The sequence below is a fragment of the Erwinia sp. Eh17-17 genome, from assembly GCF_039675725.1.
Taxonomy (GTDB): Bacteria; Pseudomonadota; Gammaproteobacteria; order Enterobacterales; family Enterobacteriaceae; genus Erwinia.
Genome location: NZ_JBDFQT010000005.1, coordinates 119,112 through 139,422 on the forward strand (window position 1 = coordinate 119,112; position 20,311 = coordinate 139,422).

The 20,311-nt window shown below is 54.7% G+C and carries 17 protein-coding genes; 4 read left to right on the top strand and 13 right to left on the bottom strand.

The genetic code is table 11. The features are described from left to right. The first annotated feature begins 75 nt into the window (after nucleotides 1–75). The 3 genes from ABEH87_RS15020 to ABEH87_RS15030 all read left to right on the top strand — a co-directional run bounded on the left by ABEH87_RS15020 (nucleotide 76) and on the right by ABEH87_RS15030 (nucleotide 2,293). Complete coding sequence (locus ABEH87_RS15020) at nucleotides 76–645, top strand: hypothetical protein (RefSeq protein WP_346577340.1); 570 nt, start codon at nucleotides 76–78, stop codon at nucleotides 643–645. A 20-nt stretch (nucleotides 646–665) separates the two neighbouring features. Then, nucleotides 666–1,292, top strand: a complete 627-nt coding sequence (locus tag ABEH87_RS15025; RefSeq protein WP_346577342.1) for an SMI1/KNR4 family protein — start codon at nucleotides 666–668, stop codon at nucleotides 1,290–1,292. 62 nt (nucleotides 1,293–1,354) lie between these two features. Then, entirely contained in the window at nucleotides 1,355–2,293 is a 939-nt protein-coding gene (locus ABEH87_RS15030) for a hypothetical protein (protein ID WP_346577344.1), read from the top strand. 82 nt (nucleotides 2,294–2,375) lie between these two features. Here the strand turns inward: ABEH87_RS15030 and guaA are convergent, their stop codons facing one another. Both guaA and guaB read right to left on the bottom strand, forming a co-directional pair. Then, nucleotides 2,376–3,956 carry a glutamine-hydrolyzing GMP synthase gene (gene guaA, locus ABEH87_RS15035; RefSeq protein WP_346577346.1) on the bottom strand — a complete coding sequence of 527 codons (1,581 nt, stop codon included), beginning with the start codon at nucleotides 3,954–3,956 and terminating at the stop codon, nucleotides 2,376–2,378. 92 nt (nucleotides 3,957–4,048) lie between these two features. Then, the gene (guaB, locus tag ABEH87_RS15040; protein ID WP_346577348.1) at nucleotides 4,049–5,515 is read right to left on the bottom strand and encodes an IMP dehydrogenase; all 1,467 of its coding nucleotides are present in this window, start codon (nucleotides 5,513–5,515) and stop codon (nucleotides 4,049–4,051) included. Between the two features lie 171 nt (nucleotides 5,516–5,686). On the opposite strand from guaB, the gene xseA reads away from it, so the two are divergent. Continuing rightward, complete coding sequence (gene xseA / locus ABEH87_RS15045; protein ID WP_346577350.1) at nucleotides 5,687–7,060, top strand: exodeoxyribonuclease VII large subunit; 1,374 nt, start codon at nucleotides 5,687–5,689, stop codon at nucleotides 7,058–7,060. Nucleotides 7,061–7,094: 34 nt separating this feature from the next. Here xseA and ABEH87_RS15050 read toward each other — a convergent pair whose 3' ends face one another. The 11 genes from ABEH87_RS15050 to ndk all read right to left on the bottom strand — a co-directional run bounded on the left by ABEH87_RS15050 (nucleotide 7,095) and on the right by ndk (nucleotide 20,297). Next, nucleotides 7,095–7,628, bottom strand: coding sequence for a hypothetical protein (locus tag ABEH87_RS15050; RefSeq protein ID WP_346577352.1), 534 nt, complete (start codon nucleotides 7,626–7,628; stop codon nucleotides 7,095–7,097). Between the two features lie 171 nt (nucleotides 7,629–7,799). Next, nucleotides 7,800–10,226 carry a glucose/quinate/shikimate family membrane-bound PQQ-dependent dehydrogenase gene (locus tag ABEH87_RS15055; RefSeq protein ID WP_346577354.1) on the bottom strand — a complete coding sequence of 809 codons (2,427 nt, stop codon included), beginning with the start codon at nucleotides 10,224–10,226 and terminating at the stop codon, nucleotides 7,800–7,802. A gap of 375 nt (nucleotides 10,227–10,601) precedes the next feature. After that, on the bottom strand, nucleotides 10,602–12,101 hold the full coding sequence (gene der, locus ABEH87_RS15060) for a ribosome biogenesis GTPase Der (protein WP_346577356.1): 1,500 nt from the start codon (nucleotides 12,099–12,101) through the stop codon (nucleotides 10,602–10,604). A 219-nt stretch (nucleotides 12,102–12,320) separates the two neighbouring features. Continuing rightward, entirely contained in the window at nucleotides 12,321–13,502 is a 1,182-nt protein-coding gene (gene bamB, locus ABEH87_RS15065) for an outer membrane protein assembly factor BamB (protein ID WP_346577358.1), read from the bottom strand. 48 nt (nucleotides 13,503–13,550) lie between these two features. Further along, nucleotides 13,551–14,171: a YfgM family protein gene (locus tag ABEH87_RS15070; protein WP_346577359.1), complete on the bottom strand. Its 621-nt coding sequence runs from the start codon at nucleotides 14,169–14,171 to the stop codon at nucleotides 13,551–13,553. 37 nt (nucleotides 14,172–14,208) lie between these two features. After that, nucleotides 14,209–15,486 (bottom strand): histidine--tRNA ligase, encoded by a 1,278-nt coding sequence (hisS, locus tag ABEH87_RS15075; protein ID WP_346577361.1) that lies wholly within the window; start codon nucleotides 15,484–15,486, stop codon nucleotides 14,209–14,211. A 76-nt stretch (nucleotides 15,487–15,562) separates the two neighbouring features. Next, a complete protein-coding gene (gene ispG, locus ABEH87_RS15080; RefSeq protein ID WP_062744679.1) occupies nucleotides 15,563–16,684 on the bottom strand; it encodes a flavodoxin-dependent (E)-4-hydroxy-3-methylbut-2-enyl-diphosphate synthase in 1,122 nt (373 codons plus the stop codon). A gap of 39 nt (nucleotides 16,685–16,723) precedes the next feature. Then, nucleotides 16,724–17,719: a cytoskeleton protein RodZ gene (gene rodZ, locus ABEH87_RS15085; protein ID WP_346577363.1), complete on the bottom strand. Its 996-nt coding sequence runs from the start codon at nucleotides 17,717–17,719 to the stop codon at nucleotides 16,724–16,726. Further along, nucleotides 17,709–18,440 (bottom strand): type IV pilus biogenesis/stability protein PilW, encoded by a 732-nt coding sequence (gene pilW / locus ABEH87_RS15090; protein WP_346577364.1) that lies wholly within the window; start codon nucleotides 18,438–18,440, stop codon nucleotides 17,709–17,711. The genes rodZ and pilW overlap by 11 nt, the downstream gene beginning before the upstream one ends. A gap of 87 nt (nucleotides 18,441–18,527) precedes the next feature. Continuing rightward, entirely contained in the window at nucleotides 18,528–19,697 is a 1,170-nt protein-coding gene (locus ABEH87_RS15095; RefSeq protein ID WP_346577366.1) for a bifunctional tRNA (adenosine(37)-C2)-methyltransferase TrmG/ribosomal RNA large subunit methyltransferase RlmN, read from the bottom strand. 168 nt (nucleotides 19,698–19,865) lie between these two features. Continuing rightward, nucleotides 19,866–20,297, bottom strand: coding sequence for a nucleoside-diphosphate kinase (gene ndk, locus ABEH87_RS15100; RefSeq protein WP_346577368.1), 432 nt, complete (start codon nucleotides 20,295–20,297; stop codon nucleotides 19,866–19,868). Nucleotides 20,298–20,311: the final 14 nt, after the last annotated feature.

The window sequence follows — 20,311 nt, forward strand, 5'->3', positions numbered from 1 at the left end:
CTGTTCACAAGCGTGGTGTTTACACACCATTTCATTACGTTAAGATAATTGGCAATGACAGAAAGGACAGAATGAATGCGCTATGAATTTACAGAGGTCCTTAACGACCTGATTGATTATTTTCTACTTGGCGATATTCGCCTGCTGCAAAAATTTAAGCAAGAGAATGGCCTCAGTGACGACCTGGCTTCCGAGTTTGTCAGCAACTATAGCGCGGACAGGGCGGTCGAAAGCGGTATCATCATTCCCTTAGCGGGAATTGAAAATTATCCGTACACGATTATTTTCAACCTTGCACACGACACACCGGAACTGCTTAGACCGGAGAGTCGTTTACAGCACCGGTGCGCTGGCTATCTCCTGCAGGTCGAAAACCAACAGATCCTGCTCTTCACCTGGCGGATTCTGCAAAACTTTACCGATAAGGAGATCGGCCTGCTTCAGGAACACTATTGCCAGGCGAACCTCCCCCGGATCGAGATTGAAAACGGCCTGTATGATGTCGAGATCCTGGGGGGCGAAGTGCTCAGAGGCGAATACTATGAGCCCGCCTTTGAGTTCGTTTTCAGAAAAACGGAACGCGCTCAGATGACGTCAGAGGTTGATATCAACCACCGCTTTACTATTGACAGCAGCACTTATTAATTCTGAGGTTAACAACAGATATGAATGCAGAAACCGATAAAGACGTCTCAGACAGCGACCTTCCACCGTTGACCTGGCCAGAATTTACCGATGACAGCGCACGGCTGAGCTGGTGGCGTAGCTGCGTGCTGGCCTGGCTCGCGCAGTGGGAAAACCCGTCGCCCCTCGCACCGGTTAATCCCACAGAGGTTGACGCGCTCGAACAGCGCCTGGGCTGTGCCCTTCCCCCCTTACTTCGCACCTATCACCAGCAGATTGGCACGCTGGACCTGGCTGAAACGCTGTGCAGTGTGCCTCCGGCTCAATACGCCAGCATCGAACCGCTGCACAATGCCTGTCCCGGCATTACTGACATCCTGGAAGATGCTCCCGATGCAGAAACTCAGTGGGCGCTGGTCAGTCAGTTGGTGGTCTTCGGCGACTACCTGGGTAACGGCAATCAGTGGTGCTTTCACCGGGAAACGGGCGAGGTGTGGTACTTCGATCACGACAGTTCACCGATGCTGACGCAGATCTTCAGCGACGTCGGCCAGTACCTTGATGTTCTGATGTTTAAGTGCCTGCTGGAAGTTCACGGAGAGGAAGACAATGAAGAGCTGCTGCGTGCGCGTCTGGGTGATGCGATCGTCGAAAAATGGATGTACTGAGAGGGCGTAGATAAGGCCTGACGCCCGGAAACCGCCTCAACGGCCAAACGATGAGATGACAAATGACGGATATCATAAAAACTGAGCGTTTCAACCTGATTCATTCAGGTGATGACCTCATCATCTTTGCTTATAAAGATGAGTTACAGGATGCAGAACTCAATTTAAATAAAATAGCCGCCCACACTGAAAACACCTGGGAGCGCAACAGAAGCCAGGCGGAGACAAATAAAAACACCCTGCAGGGTAAAATTGTTGAAGAGCTGTTTATTGATCTCATTCATTACGAAAACAGTAAAGGTACTCACAGCCGGGTATTATCTTACATTACCTATGATGCGATCAGACAGGATTCATTTCACAAGCATGCGCCGTTCGATGGACTTCTTTTCGAACAGGGCAACCCACAAATTGATATCGCCATAGCCAGGATAAATCAATCCATCGCTGCGAACCAGTATGGTTATTTAGATGACGCCACACTGGATTTTTGTAGAAAAAACAAAATTTACACCTTTGAAATCAAGTCATCTAAAATACCTGACAGAGTGTATGCCTCATCCGGGCATGATCCGCACAAGAAAAGCTTCCAGATGAATGTCATTTCCCGTCTGCGGCAGCTGGATTTATTCAAGTACCCTAAATTCAACAGAAAAAATGGCGACATAATCCATGACGCCGAAAGCTATCTGAACTGGGTAAGAGAAAACATCTCCTCAATGAGAGCGAAGTCTGATGATGAAATCATCGCCTCAGAGATAAACTCCTCACTCGATATCTATACCAGAGTGTTTATTGATGACAAGTTAGTCAGTAAAACAGGCAGGGAATTATTTATTGGTTATCTGTTGGGGTATGTATTGGGTTATGAATTTTATAACAATCTGAACATCATGAATTTTAATTCAAACAAATCCCAGAAAGCCATTTATACCACTTTTCCGATATCGCAGTCGCAGCGCTTCGGCGATCTGTTTGACGATCCCCGGTTATGGGGATAAATAGCAGTGAGAAAAAAGCCCGCAGTTAGCGGGCTTAGAAAGCGTTAATCTCAGTTCGAACCCGCCGTGGCAGGACGCGGGATCATTCCCACTCGATGGTCGCCGGTGGTTTACCGGAGATGTCGTAAACCACGCGGGAGATGCCGTCGATTTCATTGATGATGCGGTTAGACACACGCCCCAGGAAGTCGTAAGGCAGATGCGCCCAGTGTGCCGTCATAAAGTCGATGGTTTCAACCGCACGCAGGGAAACCACCCAGTCGTACTTACGGCCATCGCCCATCACGCCTACGGAACGTACCGGCAGGAAGACGGTGAAGGCCTGGCTGACTTTGTTGTACAGGTCGGCTTTATGCAGCTCTTCAATGAAGATGGCATCCGCACGACGCAGCAGGTCGCAGTACTCTTTCTTCACTTCGCCCAGTACGCGTACGCCCAGACCCGGCCCCGGGAACGGATGGCGGAACAGCATGGCGTGCGGCAGGCCCAGCTCCAGACCGATTTTACGCACTTCGTCTTTGAACAGCTCTCGCAGCGGTTCAACCAGGCCCATCTTCATCTCTTTCGGCAGGCCACCGACATTGTGGTGTGACTTGATGACGTGCGCTTTGCCGGTAGCAGAAGCGGCAGACTCGATCACATCAGGATAGATAGTGCCCTGTGCCAGCCACTTCACGTCCTGCAGCTTCAGCGCCTGTTCGTCGAACACTTCGACAAATACGCGACCGATGATTTTACGCTTGGCTTCCGGCTCATCCGTTCCCGCCAGCGCATCGAGGAAGCGTTTTTCACCTTCCACATGGATGATATTCAGACCGAAGTGGTCACCAAACATCTCCATCACCTGCTCGGCTTCATTGAGACGCAGCAAACCGTTGTCAACAAAGACGCAGGTCAGGCGGTCGCCAATCGCACGGTGCAGCAGCATTGCGGTGACGGAGGAATCCACACCGCCGGACAGGCCGAGAATCACTTTATCGTTACCCACCTGCACGCGCAGGCGTTCAACGGCATCTTCAATGATTTTCGCCGGAGTCCACAGCGCTTCACACTGGCAGATATCCAGTACGAAACGCTCCAGCAGACGCAGGCCCTGACGGGTGTGCGTCACTTCCGGGTGGAACTGTACGCCGTAGAAACGCTTCTCTTCGTTGGCCATAATGGCGAACGGACAGGTTTCAGTGCTGGCAACGGTGACGAAGTCAGACGGGATGGCCGTCACTTTGTCGCCGTGGCTCATCCACACGTCCAGCAGCGGCTTACCGGCCGGGCTGATCGCATCTTCAATATCGCGGATCAGCGCGCTGTTGGTCTGAACTTCAACCTGAGCATAACCAAATTCACGCTCGCTGGAGCCTTCCACTTTACCGCCCAGCTGCATCGCCATGGTCTGCATGCCGTAGCACACGCCCAGCACCGGAACGCCTGCGTTAAACACGTAGTCTGGCGCACGCGGGCTGTCGTGCTCGGTGGTACTTTCCGGGCCACCGGAGAGGATGATGCCGTTCGGGTTAAAACCACGAATCTGCTCTTCGGTAACATCCCACGCCCACAGTTCACAGTAGACACCCAGTTCACGCACGCGGCGGGCAACCAGCTGCGTATACTGCGAACCGAAGTCGAGGATCAGGATGCGATGTTTATGAATATTTTCCGTCGTCATTGGGCTATTCCAGGCGAAGTAGTACAAAATTTTGGTGATTATACCCTAAGGGCATATTAAAACGCCCGGCTGTTTAGCCGGGCGCGGGGTTATCAGGAACCCATGCGGTAGTTCGGAGACTCTTTCGTAATGGTCACATCATGGACGTGACTTTCCTGAATCCCGGCACCGCTGATGCGCACAAATTCCGCTTTAGTACGCAGTTCGTCGATGGTAGCACAGCCGGTCAGGCCCATACAGGAGCGCAGGCCGCCCATCTGCTGGTGCACGATGGCTTTCAGGTAACCTTTGTATGCCACGCGGCCTTCGATACCTTCCGGCACCAGTTTGTCGGCGGCATTGTCAGTCTGGAAGTAACGGTCAGAAGATCCTTTAGACATCGCGCCCAGGGAACCCATGCCGCGATAGGACTTGAACGAGCGCCCCTGGTAGAGTTCGATTTCACCCGGAGATTCATCGGTCCCGGCCAGCATGGAGCCCACCATAACCGCGGCTGCACCGGCGGCGATCGCTTTGGCGATGTCACCAGAGAAGCGGATACCACCATCAGCGATAACCGGAATTCCGGTGCCTTCCAGTGCTTCTACCGCGTCAGAAACGGCGGTGATCTGCGGCACGCCCACGCCGGTCACGATGCGGGTGGTACAGATTGAACCAGGACCGATACCCACTTTCACCGCGCTTACGCCGGCTTCCACCAGCGCCAGTGCGCCAGCGCCGGTCGCCACGTTGCCGCCCAGAATCTGCAGGTCAGGATATTTCGCACGGGTTTCACGGATGCGTTGCAGTACGCCTTCTGAGTGACCGTGTGAGGAGTCGATCAGCAGCACGTCAACACCGGCCGCAACCAGTGCATCCACGCGCTCTTCGTTACCGGCACCGGCACCCACGGCAGCACCGACGCGCAGGCGTCCGTGTTCGTCTTTACAGGCGTTAGGTTTACGTTCGGCTTTCTGGAAGTCTTTCACGGTGATCATGCCCAGCAGGTGGAAGCTGTCGTCCACCACCAGCGCTTTCTCGACGCGTTTTTCGTGCATTTTATGCAGCACCACTTCACGCGCTTCACCTTCTTTGACGGTGACCAGGCGCTCTTTCGGCGTCATCACCGCAGAGACCGGCAGGCTCAGGTCGGTGACAAAGCGCACGTCACGACCGGTGATGATGCCGACCAGTTCGTTTTCGCCGTTGACCACCGGGTAACCGGCAAAGCCGTTACGTTCGGTCAGCGCTTTCACTTCGCTCAGGGCGGTAGTTGGCAGCACGGTCTGCGGGTCGGTCACCACGCCGCTTTCGTGCTTCTTCACCTTGCGCACTTCTTCCGCCTGGCGCTCGATGGACATATTTTTGTGAATAAAGCCCAGACCACCTTCCTGCGCCAGTGCAATGGCCAGACCCGCTTCGGTCACGGTATCCATAGCAGCGGACAACATAGGAATGTTCAGACGGATGGTTTTAGTAAGCTGGGTACTGAGGTCGGCCGTATTTGGCAGGACAGTCGAGTGGGCAGGAACGAGCAGAACGTCGTCAAAAGTCAGGGCTTCTTTAGTGATTCTTAGCATGGCAATATCTCAACCTCAGGGTGAATGAGAACTTGTAAAATATTGCCGCGGCATTATACAGGGCGTAATCGATTGCCTCCAGCATTATTTTAAGAAAAATGCTTGATCCCCTGCGTGGGCCATGTAGTATCGGTTAATTAACCCTCTGATTTAAAGTTTGATCTTCATCACATGTCGCTACCGCCAACCGCCAATATTTTTACCGTCAGCCGTCTCAATACGACAGTGCGCAAGCTGCTGGAGATGGAAATGGGCCAGGTCTGGCTGAGCGCGGAGATCTCGAATTTCTCCCAGCCCTCTTCCGGTCACTGGTACTTCACTCTGAAGGATGATGGTGCCCAGGTGCGCTGCGCGATGTTTCGTAACAGCAACCGCCGCGTGACCTTCCGCCCGCAGAATGGCCAGCAGGTTCTGGTACGTGCCACCATCACCCTGTATGAGCCGCGCGGCGACTATCAGCTGATTGCCGAAAGTATGCAGCCCGCCGGAGATGGCCTGTTACAGCAGCAGTTCGAGCAGCTGAAGCAGCGGCTGATGTCAGAGGGGCTGTTTGAGCAGAGCCATAAACAGGCCCTGCCGGATCCGTCGCGCCAGGTCGGGGTGATCACCTCTGCCAGCGGTGCCGCACTGCACGACGTGCTGCGCGTGCTACAGCGACGCGACCCGTCACTGCCGGTGGTGATATACCCGACGCCGGTACAGGGCGCAGAAGCGCCCTCAGGCATCGTGAGGGCGATTGAGCTGGCGAACGCGCGCAACGAGTGCGATGTGCTGATTGTCGGACGCGGCGGCGGCTCGCTGGAAGATCTGTGGAGCTTTAACGACGAGCGCGTGGCGCGGGCGATATATGCCAGCCGCATCCCGATCGTCAGCGCCGTCGGCCATGAAACTGACGTGACTATCGCAGATTTCGTCGCCGACCTGCGCGCCCCGACTCCCTCCGCCGCAGCGGAACTGGTCAGCCGCAATCAGACGGAACTGCTGCGTCAGCTACAGTCGCAGCAGCAGCGTCTGGAAATGGCGATGGATTACTACCTTGCGCAGAAGCAGCGCACCTTCACCCGCATCCAGCACCGCCTGCAGCAGCAGCACCCGCAGCTGCGTCTGGCCCGTCAGCAGACCGCTCTGATGAAATTACAGCGGCGTCTTGATGATGCGATGCAGCTAAAACTGCGCCAGGCGGCGCGCCAGCAGGAGCGCGTGGGTCTGCGCCTTAGCGCCATTCGCCCGGAGATGCGCGTACAGCGCGCCGGGCAGCAGCTGCAGCAGTGGCAGTATCGTCTGCAACAGGCGATGCAGCAGCAGCTCAGTGCCAATAAGCAGCGCTTCGGCAACCTCGCAGCCCAGCTGGAGGGCGTCAGCCCGCTGGCAACGCTGGCGCGCGGCTTCAGCGTGACGACGGCAGCCGATGGTCAGGTGGTGAAAAAGACCCAACAGCTGCACCCCGGCGATACGCTGAAAACCCGCCTGGATGACGGCTGGGTGGAAAGTGAGGTCACAGCCATCACCCCGGTGAAAAAACCGCGTAAACGCCGCGCGCCCTGAATGACGGTTGAGGCTGGCTGATGAGTGCGGGTTGTTACCCGGCAATCATCTGTCTGATATCGGCTAAAACCTGCTGTTGATCCATTGGCTGCCGCTCGTTGATGCCCATATCAAAAGCTTCCAGGCTGGCATGAAGTTTCTGCAGTAAGGTTTCATCATCCCGCACAGCGATAATATAGGCATTTTCTAACGGCAGAAGATCGACCAGTCTGACCGCGTGTGGCTTGAGATAAAAGTTAATATGTTCAAGCCAGGGCAGCAAATAGACAATTTCAGCAGGATCAATGCTGGCGGTTGACCAGTCGATCTCTTCAATCGCGGAGAAAATAAAATTCGCCGGATCTTCCGGAATTGACAAATCAGACAGCGTTTTCAGCTCTGGAATATAGCCGTTATATTCACTCCACTCCTCATAAACCATCAGGTTCTGTGCGCTAAGCTGTTGATAAAGCCAGTCTAAAACCGTTAACTGATCACTGTTTTCCGGGGTATGACTCTGTAAGGGCGCGATGTCCAGTTGCGGAATACACTGCTTCAGAACAGCGATCAGATTCTGTATCTTTTCCATTAACATTTCCTGTTATTCATTATGCGTTACATTGAACGCGCCGCCACGATAACGCCACCCTCGCCAGATCTGTAGCCACCGTTCAGGCCGGCATGATAATAACAAATAAAAAAGCCCCTTCAACAATGAAGGGGCTTTTTAACGTCAGCTCAGCGAGGGGCTCGCCGCGCCTTATTTATCCAGGGCGTAAGCAATCACATAGTCACCGCGATCCGGCGACTGGCGTGCGCCACCGGCTGAGATCAGGATGTACTGCTTACCGGTTTTCGGTGACTTGTAGCTCATCGGGCCACCCTGGCTGCCAACCGGCAGACGGGCTTTCCACACTTCTTTACCGGTTGAGGTATCGAAAGCGCGCAGGTAGTAATCCTGAGTGCCGGCAATAAAGACCAGGCCGCCCTGCGTTGCCAGCGTGCCACCCAGCGTCGGCATCCCGACTGGCATTGGTGCATGCATTTTAATCCCTAACGGACCCGTATCCTGCACGGTGCCCACCGGAACCTGCCATACCACTTTCTGCGTTTTCAGGTCGATGGCAGACAGCGTACCAAACGGCGGCTTCTGGCAGGGAATGCCCATTGGCGACATAAAGCGGTTTTTATTGACCGCATACGGCGTACCTTTTAACGGTACTGCGCCCATGCCGGTATTCACGGCTTCACCACCGTTGCTGGCTTTCGCATCGGCTTTGACCGGCAGCATCTGCACCCACAGGCCCAGACGCATGTCGTTGGCGAAGATGTAGTGGTTGTTCGGGTCGGTCGACAGGCTGCCCCAGTTCATGCCGCCCAGCGATCCCGGGAAGCTCAGAGAGAGGTCAGTGCCCGGTACGGTGTACAGGCCATCGTAACGCATGGATTTGAAACCAATACGGCAGGCAAGCTGATCGAACGGCGTTGCGCCCCACATATCAGACTCTTTCAGCGTTTCGGCACCAATCTGTGGCATGCCGACAGATTTCGGCTGCGTTGGGGTGTACTGCTCGTTCGGGATGTTGCCCGGTTTCACCGGCACTTCCTTCACTTCCGTCAGCGGCTGCCCGGTCATACGGTCAAGCACGAAGATCTGACCGGCTTTGGTGCCAAAGACCACCGCCGGCTTAGTGCTGCCATCTTTCTGCGGGAAGTCGACCAGGCTTGGCTGCATCGGAATGTCGAAGTCCCACAGATCGTTATGCACGGTCTGATAAACCCACTTCTCTTTACCGGTAGTCGCATCCAGCGCCAGGATAGAGGCTCCGTATTTGTGGTCCAGCGCGTTACGATTTGCGCCCCACAGGTCAACCGAGGAGCTGCCCATTGGCAGGAACACGGTGTTCATAGCGGCATCATAAGACATCGGCGCCCAGGAGTTCGGCGTACTGCGAACGAAGGTTTTCCCCTCTTCCAGTTTCGCGTTCGGGTCCTGGTTACCGGGGTCAAACGCCCAGCGCATTTCACCGCTGATCACATCGAAGCCGCGCAGTACGCCGCCAGGCATATCGGTCTGCACGTTATCCGCCACGCGGCCACCCACCACAACCGTTGTCCCGGCCAGCGTCGGTGCGGACGTTAACTGGTATTTCGGATCGCCGGCGTCGCCCAGACCGGCTTTCAGGTCAACAAAACCCTTATTGCCGAAGTTCTGGCACATTTCGCCGTTGTCGGCATTAATGGCAACCAGACGTGCGTCGATGGTGTTCATCAGAATACGGCGCTGACAGGTATCCCCCGCTGCCAGCGTCACAGGAGTGACCGGCGTTGAGTCAGGCACGGTTGGCTGCTGTAACGGTTTGCTGGCATCAAAATACGCCAGGCCACGGCAGCGGTTCCACACCTGAGACTGGGCGTTAATTTCCGTTTTCCACAGCTGCTTACCGGTATCGGCATCCAGAGCAATCACGTTGTTATGCGGGGTACACAGGAATACGCGGTCACCTACCTGCAACGGCGTTTGCTGATCTTCAGCACCGCTGCCGGTCGGGCTTTCAGGGATATCACCGGTGCGGTAAGTCCACACGGGTTTCAGATCTTTCACGTTATCGCGGGTGATCTGGTCCAGCGCCACAAAGCGACTGCCGCCTGCGGTGTTGCCGTAGTTATCCCAGTTTTTCTGTTCGGCAGACTTATCCACCGGCACCAGCGGCAACTCCTGACCGTTCGCGACCGTCGGGTGCGGCTGGAACATGCCATACACCGTTGCCAGCAGGCCCACAATGGTAACGGCACTCAGTGCGTAAGCGCCTTTAGCACAGGAGGCTTTACCTTCATGCCTGCGCAGGAATGGCCAGGTGATCAACGTCAGCAACAGCATCCCGGCCAGGAACATCAGGCGGGAAACCAGCGGCCAGAAGTCGATACCGGCATCCAGCACGGCCCAGATAGCGGAGCCAATAAACACCAGGGAAAAAATCACCACGGCTGAGGCCCGGCGACGGAAGAACTGGATAGCCGACAGCACGGTAAAAAGACCGGCAATGACGAAATACCAGCTACCGCCCAGTGAAACTAACTTTCCACCACCGATAACAAAATACAGGCCCGTTGCCAGTAAAATTAAACCCAGCAGGAAACACCACAGGCCCAGCCATTTGGATGACCCGGCATTTATTTGAGGCATAGCAGAAATACTCCTGGAGAAAATAAGGCAGTTTTGGTGAATACCTTATTTTTATTAACATGTTACACGGGAGCGATCCCGTCCTGCTTTTGCCACTGGTGCTCTTAAGTCACGGCTGGCGTGGCAGAGCCCCCATAGCAAGCGGCAGAATTGTACCACCAGGTTCATAATTTGATAAACAGAAAATTAACAAGCTGCTCACGGTTAACCCTGACACTGAGGCGGCCGTTTAAAATGAGTCGCGCTATTTTTATTGGGGTGAGTTGAAGTGCGGCAACAAAGGGCAACGGGCAATAAAAAAGGGCTGACCCAAAAAGCGGTCAGCCCTGATAACGTTCCGGGGGCCGATCAATGTTTCGATCGGCCCCTTATGGATTAACGCTTGTTCTTTTTCAGATGGCTCATTAAGCGCTGGCGCTTACGCTGCTGATTTGGCGTCAGCAGGTTACGTTTGCCTTCATACGGGTTGTCACCCTCTTTGAACTGGATACGGATCGGCGTACCCATAATTTCCAGCGAACGGCGGAAATAGTTCATCAGATAACGTTTGTAGGAGTCCGGCAGGTCTTTCACCTGGTTACCGTGGATCACCACAATGGGTGGGTTATACCCCCCGGCGTGAGCATATTTCAGCTTCACGCGGCGGCTGCGCACCAGCGGTGGCTGATGGTCGTCAGCGGCCATGTTCATAATACGCGTCAGCATCGAGGTGTTCACGCGGCGCGTGGAACAGTCGTAGGCTTCCGTCACGGATTCAAACAGGTTACCCACGCCGCTGCCGTGCAGGGCGGAGATAAAGTGGATGCGGGCGAAATCGATAAAGCCCAGACGATAGTCCAGCTGCTCTTTCACCTCGTCACGGATTTCCTGTGACAGGCCATCCCACTTGTTAACCACGATGACCAGTGAGCGCCCACTGTTGAGGATAAAGCCCAGCAGAGAGAGATCCTGATCGGAAATCCCCTCGTGGGCATCAATCACCAGCAGCACCACGTTGGCGTCTTCAATCGCCTTCAGGGTTTTGATCACCGAGAACTTTTCAACGGTTTCTGTGATTTTCCCGCGCTTACGCACCCCGGCGGTGTCGATCAGAACGTATTCACGTCCGTCACGCTCCATCGGAATGTAGATACTGTCGCGAGTGGTACCCGGCATATCGTAAACCACCACGCGCTCTTCGCCGAGAATGCGGTTAGTAAGCGTTGACTTACCGACGTTAGGACGACCCACGATAGCCAGCTTGATCGGAAGATCCAGCGGGTTAAAGTCATCTTCTTCGTCTGGCGGCATTTCACCGTTGTCTTTCGCTTCTTTCGCCGCAAACTCTGCCCAGTAGGCTTCGTTTTCTTCTTCTTCCGTCAGCTCACGCTCCGGAGCGACAACATCCATCCACGGCAGCAGCACCAGCTCCAGCAGGCTGGTGACGCCACGCCCGTGAGAAGCCGCAATCGCATGGATTTCACCGAGGCCGAGTGACCAGAAGTCAGTCACGGCTGAATCGGCATCCAGGCCATCGGTTTTGTTCGCGACGATGAAAGTCGGCTTATCGCGCGAGCGCAGATGTTTGGCAATGGCCGTATCCGCAGGCATCAGCCCGGCACGCGCATCGACCATAAAAAGGACGACGTCAGCCTCTTCAATCGCCAGCAGCGACTGCTCCGCCATACGTGTTTCCACGCCCTCTTCGTTGCCGTCGATACCACCGGTATCGATGCAAATAAATTCACGCCCTTCTATTTCAGCGCGACCGTATTTGCGATCTCGGGTAAGCCCAGGAAAATCCGCCACCAGCGCATCTCGTGTGCGCGTTAAACGGTTAAACAGGGTGGATTTTCCCACATTGGGACGCCCGACCAGCGCGACCACAGGTACCATAGTGAAGCCTCATAACTAAAAAATAAGCGCCTGGCTGCGAGTTTAATCGCCGTGCAGACAGATAAACTGCCGCTGTACTCAGGCCGATGGCGCCTAGAATAACACGCCTTGGACAAAACAAAACGGCCCCTGAACTTTCAGGAGCCGTTTACCCTTCATCTTTCCACCCGCCAGGGTTCTGGCAGGCGGCAATCTGTCGGGTTCAGACTTGCAGAGGGATTAACGCGTAATCGCGTAAACCTCACCGTCTTTAGACTGGATCAGCAGCTTATCGCTGGCAACAACAGGTTCAGTCTGGAAGCCGGAGCTGTCCACTTTCTGCTGAGCCACAAAGCGACCGTCGTCAGTATTAATCCAGTGCAGGTAACCTTCGCTGTCACCCACCACCAGGTAGCCGTTATACAGCACCGGTGAAGTGAGATTGCGGTGCAGCAGATCGCTCTGACGCCAGATGCTGACGCCGCCGTCAGTGTTCAGGGCAATCACGCGATCGTCCTGATCCACCAGGAAGATGCGGCCACCGTCGACGATCATATCGTGAACAGAACCAATTTCGCGTTTCCACAGGATCTGGCCTGAACGCAGGTCCAGCGCTGTCAGATTGCCGTTATAGGCCAGCGCGTAGACCACACCGTTGACAATAACCGGGGTAGTATCGACATCCGCCAGGCGATCGATTTCTGTCGCGCCGCTTGGCTGAGAGATACGCTGCTGCCAGATAATCTGACCCTGGTTCATAATCACCGCACTGACGCGGCCGTTATCGCCACCGACAATGGCTGCGCCAAAGGCCGTAGCGGGGGCAGACTCGCCGCGCAGGCTTAACGCCGGTACGTCGAGGTTAACAGTCCATTTGATAGTACCGCTGTTCTGGTCCAGACCCTGCAGCATGCCGTTGCTGGTATGAACCAGAACCAGGCCATCGCTGACAACCGGGCGGGACAGCACTTCACCCGCGGCTTTGGTCTGCCAGGCAATGGAACCATCGCTGGTGTTGAGTGCAAACACCTGACCGCGCTCGCTGCCGACATACACATGACCGGCATCAACGGTCAGGCCACCGGAAAGCAGCGCCGGAATATTGCTGGAGAAGAAACCGGTTTTTTCTGCCAGGTCAACTTTCCACTGCTCTTTACCGTCGCCGGAATTCAGCGCTTTAACCACACCACGGCGGTCAGCGGCGTAGACGGTGTTCTCGGCCCACGCCGGGTGCAGGTTAGAGTAAAAATCACCCACACCATTGCCAACCGAAGTGCTCCAGACTTTTTCTGGTTCGAACTGATTCTGTACGGTAGGCAACGGCGACATTTTAACCACGTCTTCTTCACCGCTGAACCATGAACATCCGCTGAGCAGGGTGACTGACATCAGTCCCGGCAGAAGTAACTTACGCAATTCCATGAAATCCCTCTTGTGCCTGTTCAGGCTAAATGCCAAATATAAGAGCTATTAGCCCGGCAGATTATTCACTTTCATTTGCAGCATCTCTTTCAGAGATGAGGAGGCGTCAGCATCAATGCCCTTAGTCCATGCATCGCGCGCACCTTTCGCATCGCCTTTGCTGAGTAACGCTTCACCGCGCACATCCGCCACGATTGCCGCCCAGCCATCACCTTTAACGCTTTCCAGTGTTTTTAACACGGCATCAGGCTGTTTCTGCTGTAACTGAATACGGGCAAGACGCAGATTGAGCACCGCCTGCAGGTTGGCATCTTTGGTACTTTTCAGGCCGTCCTGCAGCTGCGCTGCCGCTTTATCTAACTGATTGTTGTCGATATAGCGTTTTGCCAGGTCGAGAGAAGCCAGCGCCCCGTAGGTATTGCTGTTTTCACTGGCGAACTTAGCGACTGCGTCAAGCGAGGCCGGTTTGCTGGCATCCAGCGCAGAGGTCACCTGCTGGTAAGAAGCAGAAACTTCACGCGACCCGCTGTCCTGGTGGTTACTCCAGTAGCGCCAGCCAAGCAGAGCACCCACACCCAGCACGACGCCAACAGCGAGTGCTTTGCCATTCTGGGCAAAGAAGTTCTTCAGCGCATCTACCTGTTCGTTTTCGTTGCTATATACTTCCACGCAATCCTACTCCTTAAAATCATGCAGCCGCAGGGGCTTACCGCTGTAACATCGATGCCAGCGTAGCTGCCGCATCACTCTGTGCCAGCGTTTGCTGTTCGCCGTTACGTAAATCTTTGATGACCAACTGGCCGTTAGCCACTTCATCTTCGCCAAGCACCAGGGCAATACGGGCGCCCCACTTGTCTGCACGGGCAAACTGCTTCTTGAAGTTACCCCCACCAAAGTTGGTCATCAGCTTCAGTTCCGGCAGCGCGTCACGCAGCTGTTCTGCCAGCAACATCGCCGCACTCTGTACGCCCTGACCCGAAGCGATAACATAGACATCAACAACGCGCGTCGGTTCAAATTCCGGATTCACCGCCCGCACCAGCAGGACCAGGCGCTCCAGGCCCATCGCAAAGCCGACGGCTGGCGTTGCACGCCCGCCCAGCTGTTCGACCAGGCCATCATAGCGCCCACCGGCACAGACTGTACCCTGTGAACCCAGGCTGGTAGTGACCCACTCAAACACCGTGCGGTTGTAGTAATCAAGACCACGCACCAGGCGCTGATTCACCGTATAGGCAATACCCATATCATCCAGCAGGCTGCACAGCCCGGCAAAATGTTCTCTCGACTCTTCATCCAGATAGTCACCGAGCGTCGGTGCATCATTCAGCAACGTCTGCACGTCCGGATTTTTGCTGTCCAGCACGCGCAGCGGATTAGTATACATGCGGCGTTTGCAGTCTTCATCCAGCACGTCTACGTGTTGCTCAAGGAAAGCAACCAGCGCATCACGATAGTTGGCGCGGGCTTCGAGAGAACCGATCGAGTTCAGCTCCAGGCTGACGTGGTCGGTAATACCCAGCGCTTTCCACCAGCGGGCCGTCATCAGGATCAGTTCTGCATCAATGTCCGGGCCCTGCAGGCCAAAGACTTCAGCACCAATCTGATGGAACTGACGATAGCGGCCTTTTTGCGGTCGCTCGTAGCGGAACATCGGACCGATGTACCACATACGCTGTTCCTGATTGTACAGCAGACCGTGTTCAATGCCCGCGCGTACACAGCCAGCGGTCGCTTCCGGACGCAGCGTCAGGCTTTCACCGTTGCGATCGTCAAAGGTATACATCTCTTTTTCAACCACGTCGGTGACTTCACCGATAGCGCGTTTGAACAACGGGGTCTGCTCTACAATCGGCACGCGAATTTCGCTGAAGCCATAACTACCCAGAACCTGTTTCAGGATCTGTTCAATGCGCTGCCACACTGCGGTGTCAGCGGGTAAGTAATCGTTCATGCCACGGATGGCCTGGATATTTTTAGCCACTGTCTCTTCCATTAATTTGATTCAGCAGGGGCAACCAAAAGCGAAGGTCACCCCCTGCAGGGATCAGAACAACAAATTATTTTTCAACCTGCTGGATATCAATCCGGCGTGATGCGTCCAGGATGGTGGCTTTGGCACGAATGCGCGCTTCCAGCTGGTCGATCATATTGTCGTTATCCAGACGTTCGCGCAGACGCACGCCGTCTTCGTAGAAACCACTTTTCTTACTGCCGCCGGTCACGCCCATGGTAGAAACCGTCGCTTCACCCGGACCATTGACCACGCAGCCAATGATGGAGATATCCATCGGGGTGATGATATCTTCCAGCCGTTCTTCCAGCGCGTTCACCGTGCCAATGACGTCGAACTCCTGACGTGAACAGGTCGGGCAGGCGATAAAGTTAATGCCACGCGAACGAATGCGCAGGGACTTGAGAATATCGAAGCCAACTTTAACTTCTTCCACCGGGTCAGCTGCCAGCGAGATACGCAGGGTATCGCCAATGCCTTCGGACAGAAGCAGCCCCAGGCCTATTGCCGATTTCACCGCGCCCGCACGGGCGCCGCCTGCTTCGGTGATGCCTAAATGCAGCGGCTGATCGATCTGCTTCGCCAGCAGACGATAAGACTCAACGGCAAGAAATACATCGGACGCTTTGACGCTGACTTTAAACATGTCAAAGTTCAGTCGGTCGAGGATATCCACATGACGCATGGCGGATTCCAGCAGCGCCTGAGGGTTAGGCTCACCGTACTTTTCCTGCAGATCTTTTTCCAGCGAGCCGCCGTTCACCCCAATGCGGATCGGGATGTTGTAGTGACGTGCGCAGTCAACGACTGAGCGAATACGCTCTTCGTTACCGATGTTGCCGGGATTGATGCGCAGGCAATCAACGCCATACTCGGCGACTTTCAGGGCGATGCGGTAGTCAAAGTGAATATCGGCGACCAGCGGGACATTGACCTGCTGTTTGATCAAACGGAACGCCTCTGCGGCATCCATCGTCGGCACGGATACGCGGACGATATCAACACCAACGCGCTCAAGCGCTTTGATCTGAGCGACGGTTGCAGCTACGTCAGTCGTTCGGGTATTAGTCATGGACTGAACGGCGATAGGGGCACCGTCACCCACGGGCACCTTGCCGACGTAAATACGTTTGGATTTGCGACGGATAATGGGTGCTTCGTTATGCATATTCTTTCTCCACAATTACTCGAGACCAGAGAAGATGCGTTATTGCGCACCTAAAGTCAGGCGAGCAACCTGGTTAGTACGGATAAAACGACTCAGATCGACAGGTTTACCCTGATATTCGATCTGTACTGCGGCCGGTGCACCAATCTTTAAATGATACGGTGCCGTGCCGGCAAGGCTGAGTTTGCCGCCGCTGCGCTGAATACCGCTGAACAGTTTCTTACCTGCAGCATCGGTCACTTCCAGCCAGCAGTCAGCGGAAAAATTCATGACGACAGCGTTCGGATCGACAGCAGGCTGGCTGATGCCGGCGCTGCTGGTCGGCAGTTGACCACCAGCGGCGGAATCGACCGGAGCCTGGCTGGGTGAAACCACCGCAGGCTGATTATTATCAGCCTGGGTGTTGGCCGCAGAGGGCTGCGCGGTTGCAGAGGGAGCGGCAGCAGCAGGAGCACTGCCGCTGTTCGCTGAATCTGCAGGCGTAGTCTCTAACGGGATCGCTGTCTGAGCAGCACTGTCGGACCCGCTGCTGGCACTGTTGTCAGTCAATGGAATCGACTGGCTGTTGTCCCCAGCAGACGAAGCATTCTGATCGGCCATATTGACCAGATCGTCCTGAGCGGCTTTATGATTCTGCCACCACCAGGCCCCCGTCAGTCCGACGACCACAAACAGCACCAGCCAGGTGAAAATCATCAACCAGCCATCGCGTTTTTTGCGGCGTTTACCGAGGGAGTAGCTTTGCATCGGTTCTACTTTTGCGGCTCTGACCGGGGCTTGTTTCGCCATCATCGGTAGCAGCTCTTCTTCCGGCACGCGAACCAGACGTGCGTAAGAACGGATATAGCCACGCAAGAATGTCGACGCCAGATCGGCAGGCGACTTGTCCTCTTCAATATCACGAACAGTGGAAAGTTTCAGGCAGAGGCGTTCAGCAACATTCTGCTGAGTCAGGCCCATGAGTTCACGGGCACCGCGCAGGCGCTCGCCTGTTGAATTTACGTTAGATTTTTCTTGAGTGGCTTCAGTATTCATTAGCTAAAAAATGCTGGTACTGTATCGATTGTGGAAAAATTCGCGCAAGTTGCACCCCATAATGTTGTACGTCATCGAGTTGATTTGCCTGCGCGGCGAAGCGAATCTCTAACCACAGGCTTTCTGCCGAAACAGGAAAGTTGTGCTGATAAACATCTAACAGGACCCGTGATTCCGCACGTTTCCCTTTTCCAAATCGCCTTTCGGCTTCTGCTAGCATGGGCATTCCTTTGGTTCGATCAATCCGCAACGCGTCCATCAATACGTTACGTGCTTTTTCAAGCTGACCGGCATTCAAAAAACAGTAGCCGGAATTTTCAACACTGTCGGCACGAAGCCCGTTTGCTGAATCATCCATAGCCCTGCGGAACTGCCGTTGTGCCGCATCATACTGCCCTAATCCGCAGAGAAACGCACCGTAATTATTAAGCACATAGCTGTTTTGCGCTGCTAATTTCAGGGCAGAGCGATAATGTTGCTGCGCCCTGTCGGTGTCGCCCGTCTGCTGCCGGTAGCGAGCCATTGCCAGCTGGCTGCGGTAATCGCCTGGAGCGAGATCGACCGCCCGCTGTAAATTACGGCGTGCCGCATCGTTGTTGCCTCGCGCCAGGTAAGCCATTCCCAGCTGAATCCGTGTTTCAACCAGCGCCTCCGGCGGGTGCGCTGTCTGGCACCCCACCACCAGCACTGGCAGCAAAACGGCGATCTTTCCTGCCCACATCCCTGTCACTCCCTGTCTCCATCAGCACACTATGGTACGCCAATATCTTCAGGGTCAACACGGTTTGGCGTCAGAAAGCGCTGGCTTTCAGAGCGCCTTCACAGATATTGCTTCACCGGCCATTTTCTTTTTCAGGGTACGCTTGGTTCGGTCAATCACATCGCCCGCTAACTGACCGCAGGCGGCATCAATGTCATCACCACGCGTTTTACGCACAATAGTAGTAAATCCGTAATCCATCAACACTTTAGAGAAGCGATCGATGCGACTGTTCGAACTACGACCATAAGGTGCGCCCGGGAAGGGGTTCCATGGGATCAGGTTAATCTTACATGGCGTATTTTTCAGCAGCGCGGCCAGCTCATGCGCGTTATCAGTGCTGTCGTTGACGTGATCGAGCATAACGTACTCGATGGTGACGCGTCCCTGGTTGGCGTTTGACTTGCCGATATAGCGGCTGACCGAGGCCAGGAAGGTCTCAATATTGTACTTTTTATTGATTGGCACAATTTCGTCACGAATTGTGTCATTCGGGGCGTGCAGCGAAATGGCCAGCGCCACATCGATCATATCCCCCAGCTTATCCAGTGCCGGGACCACGCCTGACGTTGACAGCGTCACGCGGCGTTTAGACAGACCAAAACCGAAGTCATCCAGCATGATTTCCATCGCTGGCACGACGTTGTTCAGGTTGAGCAGCGGTTCACCCATGCCCATCATCACCACGTTGGTGATAGGACGCTGACCGGTGACCTTGGCGGCACCGATGATTTTCGCGGCACGCCATACCTGGCCAATGATTTCTGACACGCGCAGGTTGCGGTTAAAGCCCTGCTGCGCGGTGGAACAGAACTTACACTCCAGCGCACAGCCCACCTGGGAAGAAACACACAGGGTAGCGCGATCTTTTTCCGGAATGTAGACCGTTTCGACCTGCTGGCCACCCACCTGGATTGCCCACTTGATGGTGCCATCAGACGAGCGCTGCTCTTCAGCCACTTCCGGCGCGCGGATTTCCGCGACTTCTTTCAGCCTGTTACGGAAGACCTTGTTGATGTCGGTCATTTCGTCGAAATCATCACAGCAGTAGTGATAAATCCACTTCATGACCTGATCGGCACGAAACGGCTTTTCTCCCATACCGGCAAAAAACTCACGCATCTGCTGACGATTGAGATCGAGCAGATTGATTTTTTCTTTTTTAGGGGTGGCGATGGCAGGTGATGCAGACGATGGAGTCACAATAAGTTCGGACATAATATTCTCTGGCCTCGTTGTTACACGTTATGGCGCTGGTTTTGGAGTGAATAAAATAGAAACGCCCCTGAACAAAACGTCAGGGGCGCATTATTGTACTCATGACTTCATAAGGGTTAAAGCAACAAACACACTTTTTTTGTAAACCCTTTCCGTCAGGCAGCCGAATTAACGGGTGCGCGCACAGATTTCGCCTTCGCCGAAGAAATACGCGATTTCACGGGCAGCAGATTCCGCAGAATCAGAACCGTGGGTCGCGTTTTCGGTGAAGCTGTCGGCGTAATCTGCACGCAGAGTGCCCGCCAGCGCGTTGGCCGGGTTAGTTGCGCCCATCAGGTCACGGTGACGCTGCACGGCATTTTCGCCTTCCAGCACGGAAACAACTACCGGACCAGAAGTCATGAACTCAACCAGGCCATCAAAGAATGGCTTGCCCTGGTGCTCAGCGTAGAAACCTTCAGCCTGCTCTTTGCTCAGGTGCAGCATTTTGCTACCAACGATTTTGAAGCCAGCGCTTTCAAAACGGTTGAAGATGGCACCGATCACATTTTTTGCCACAGCGTTTGGTTTTACGATGGAAAATGTACGCTCAATAGTCATTATTGACCCCTGTA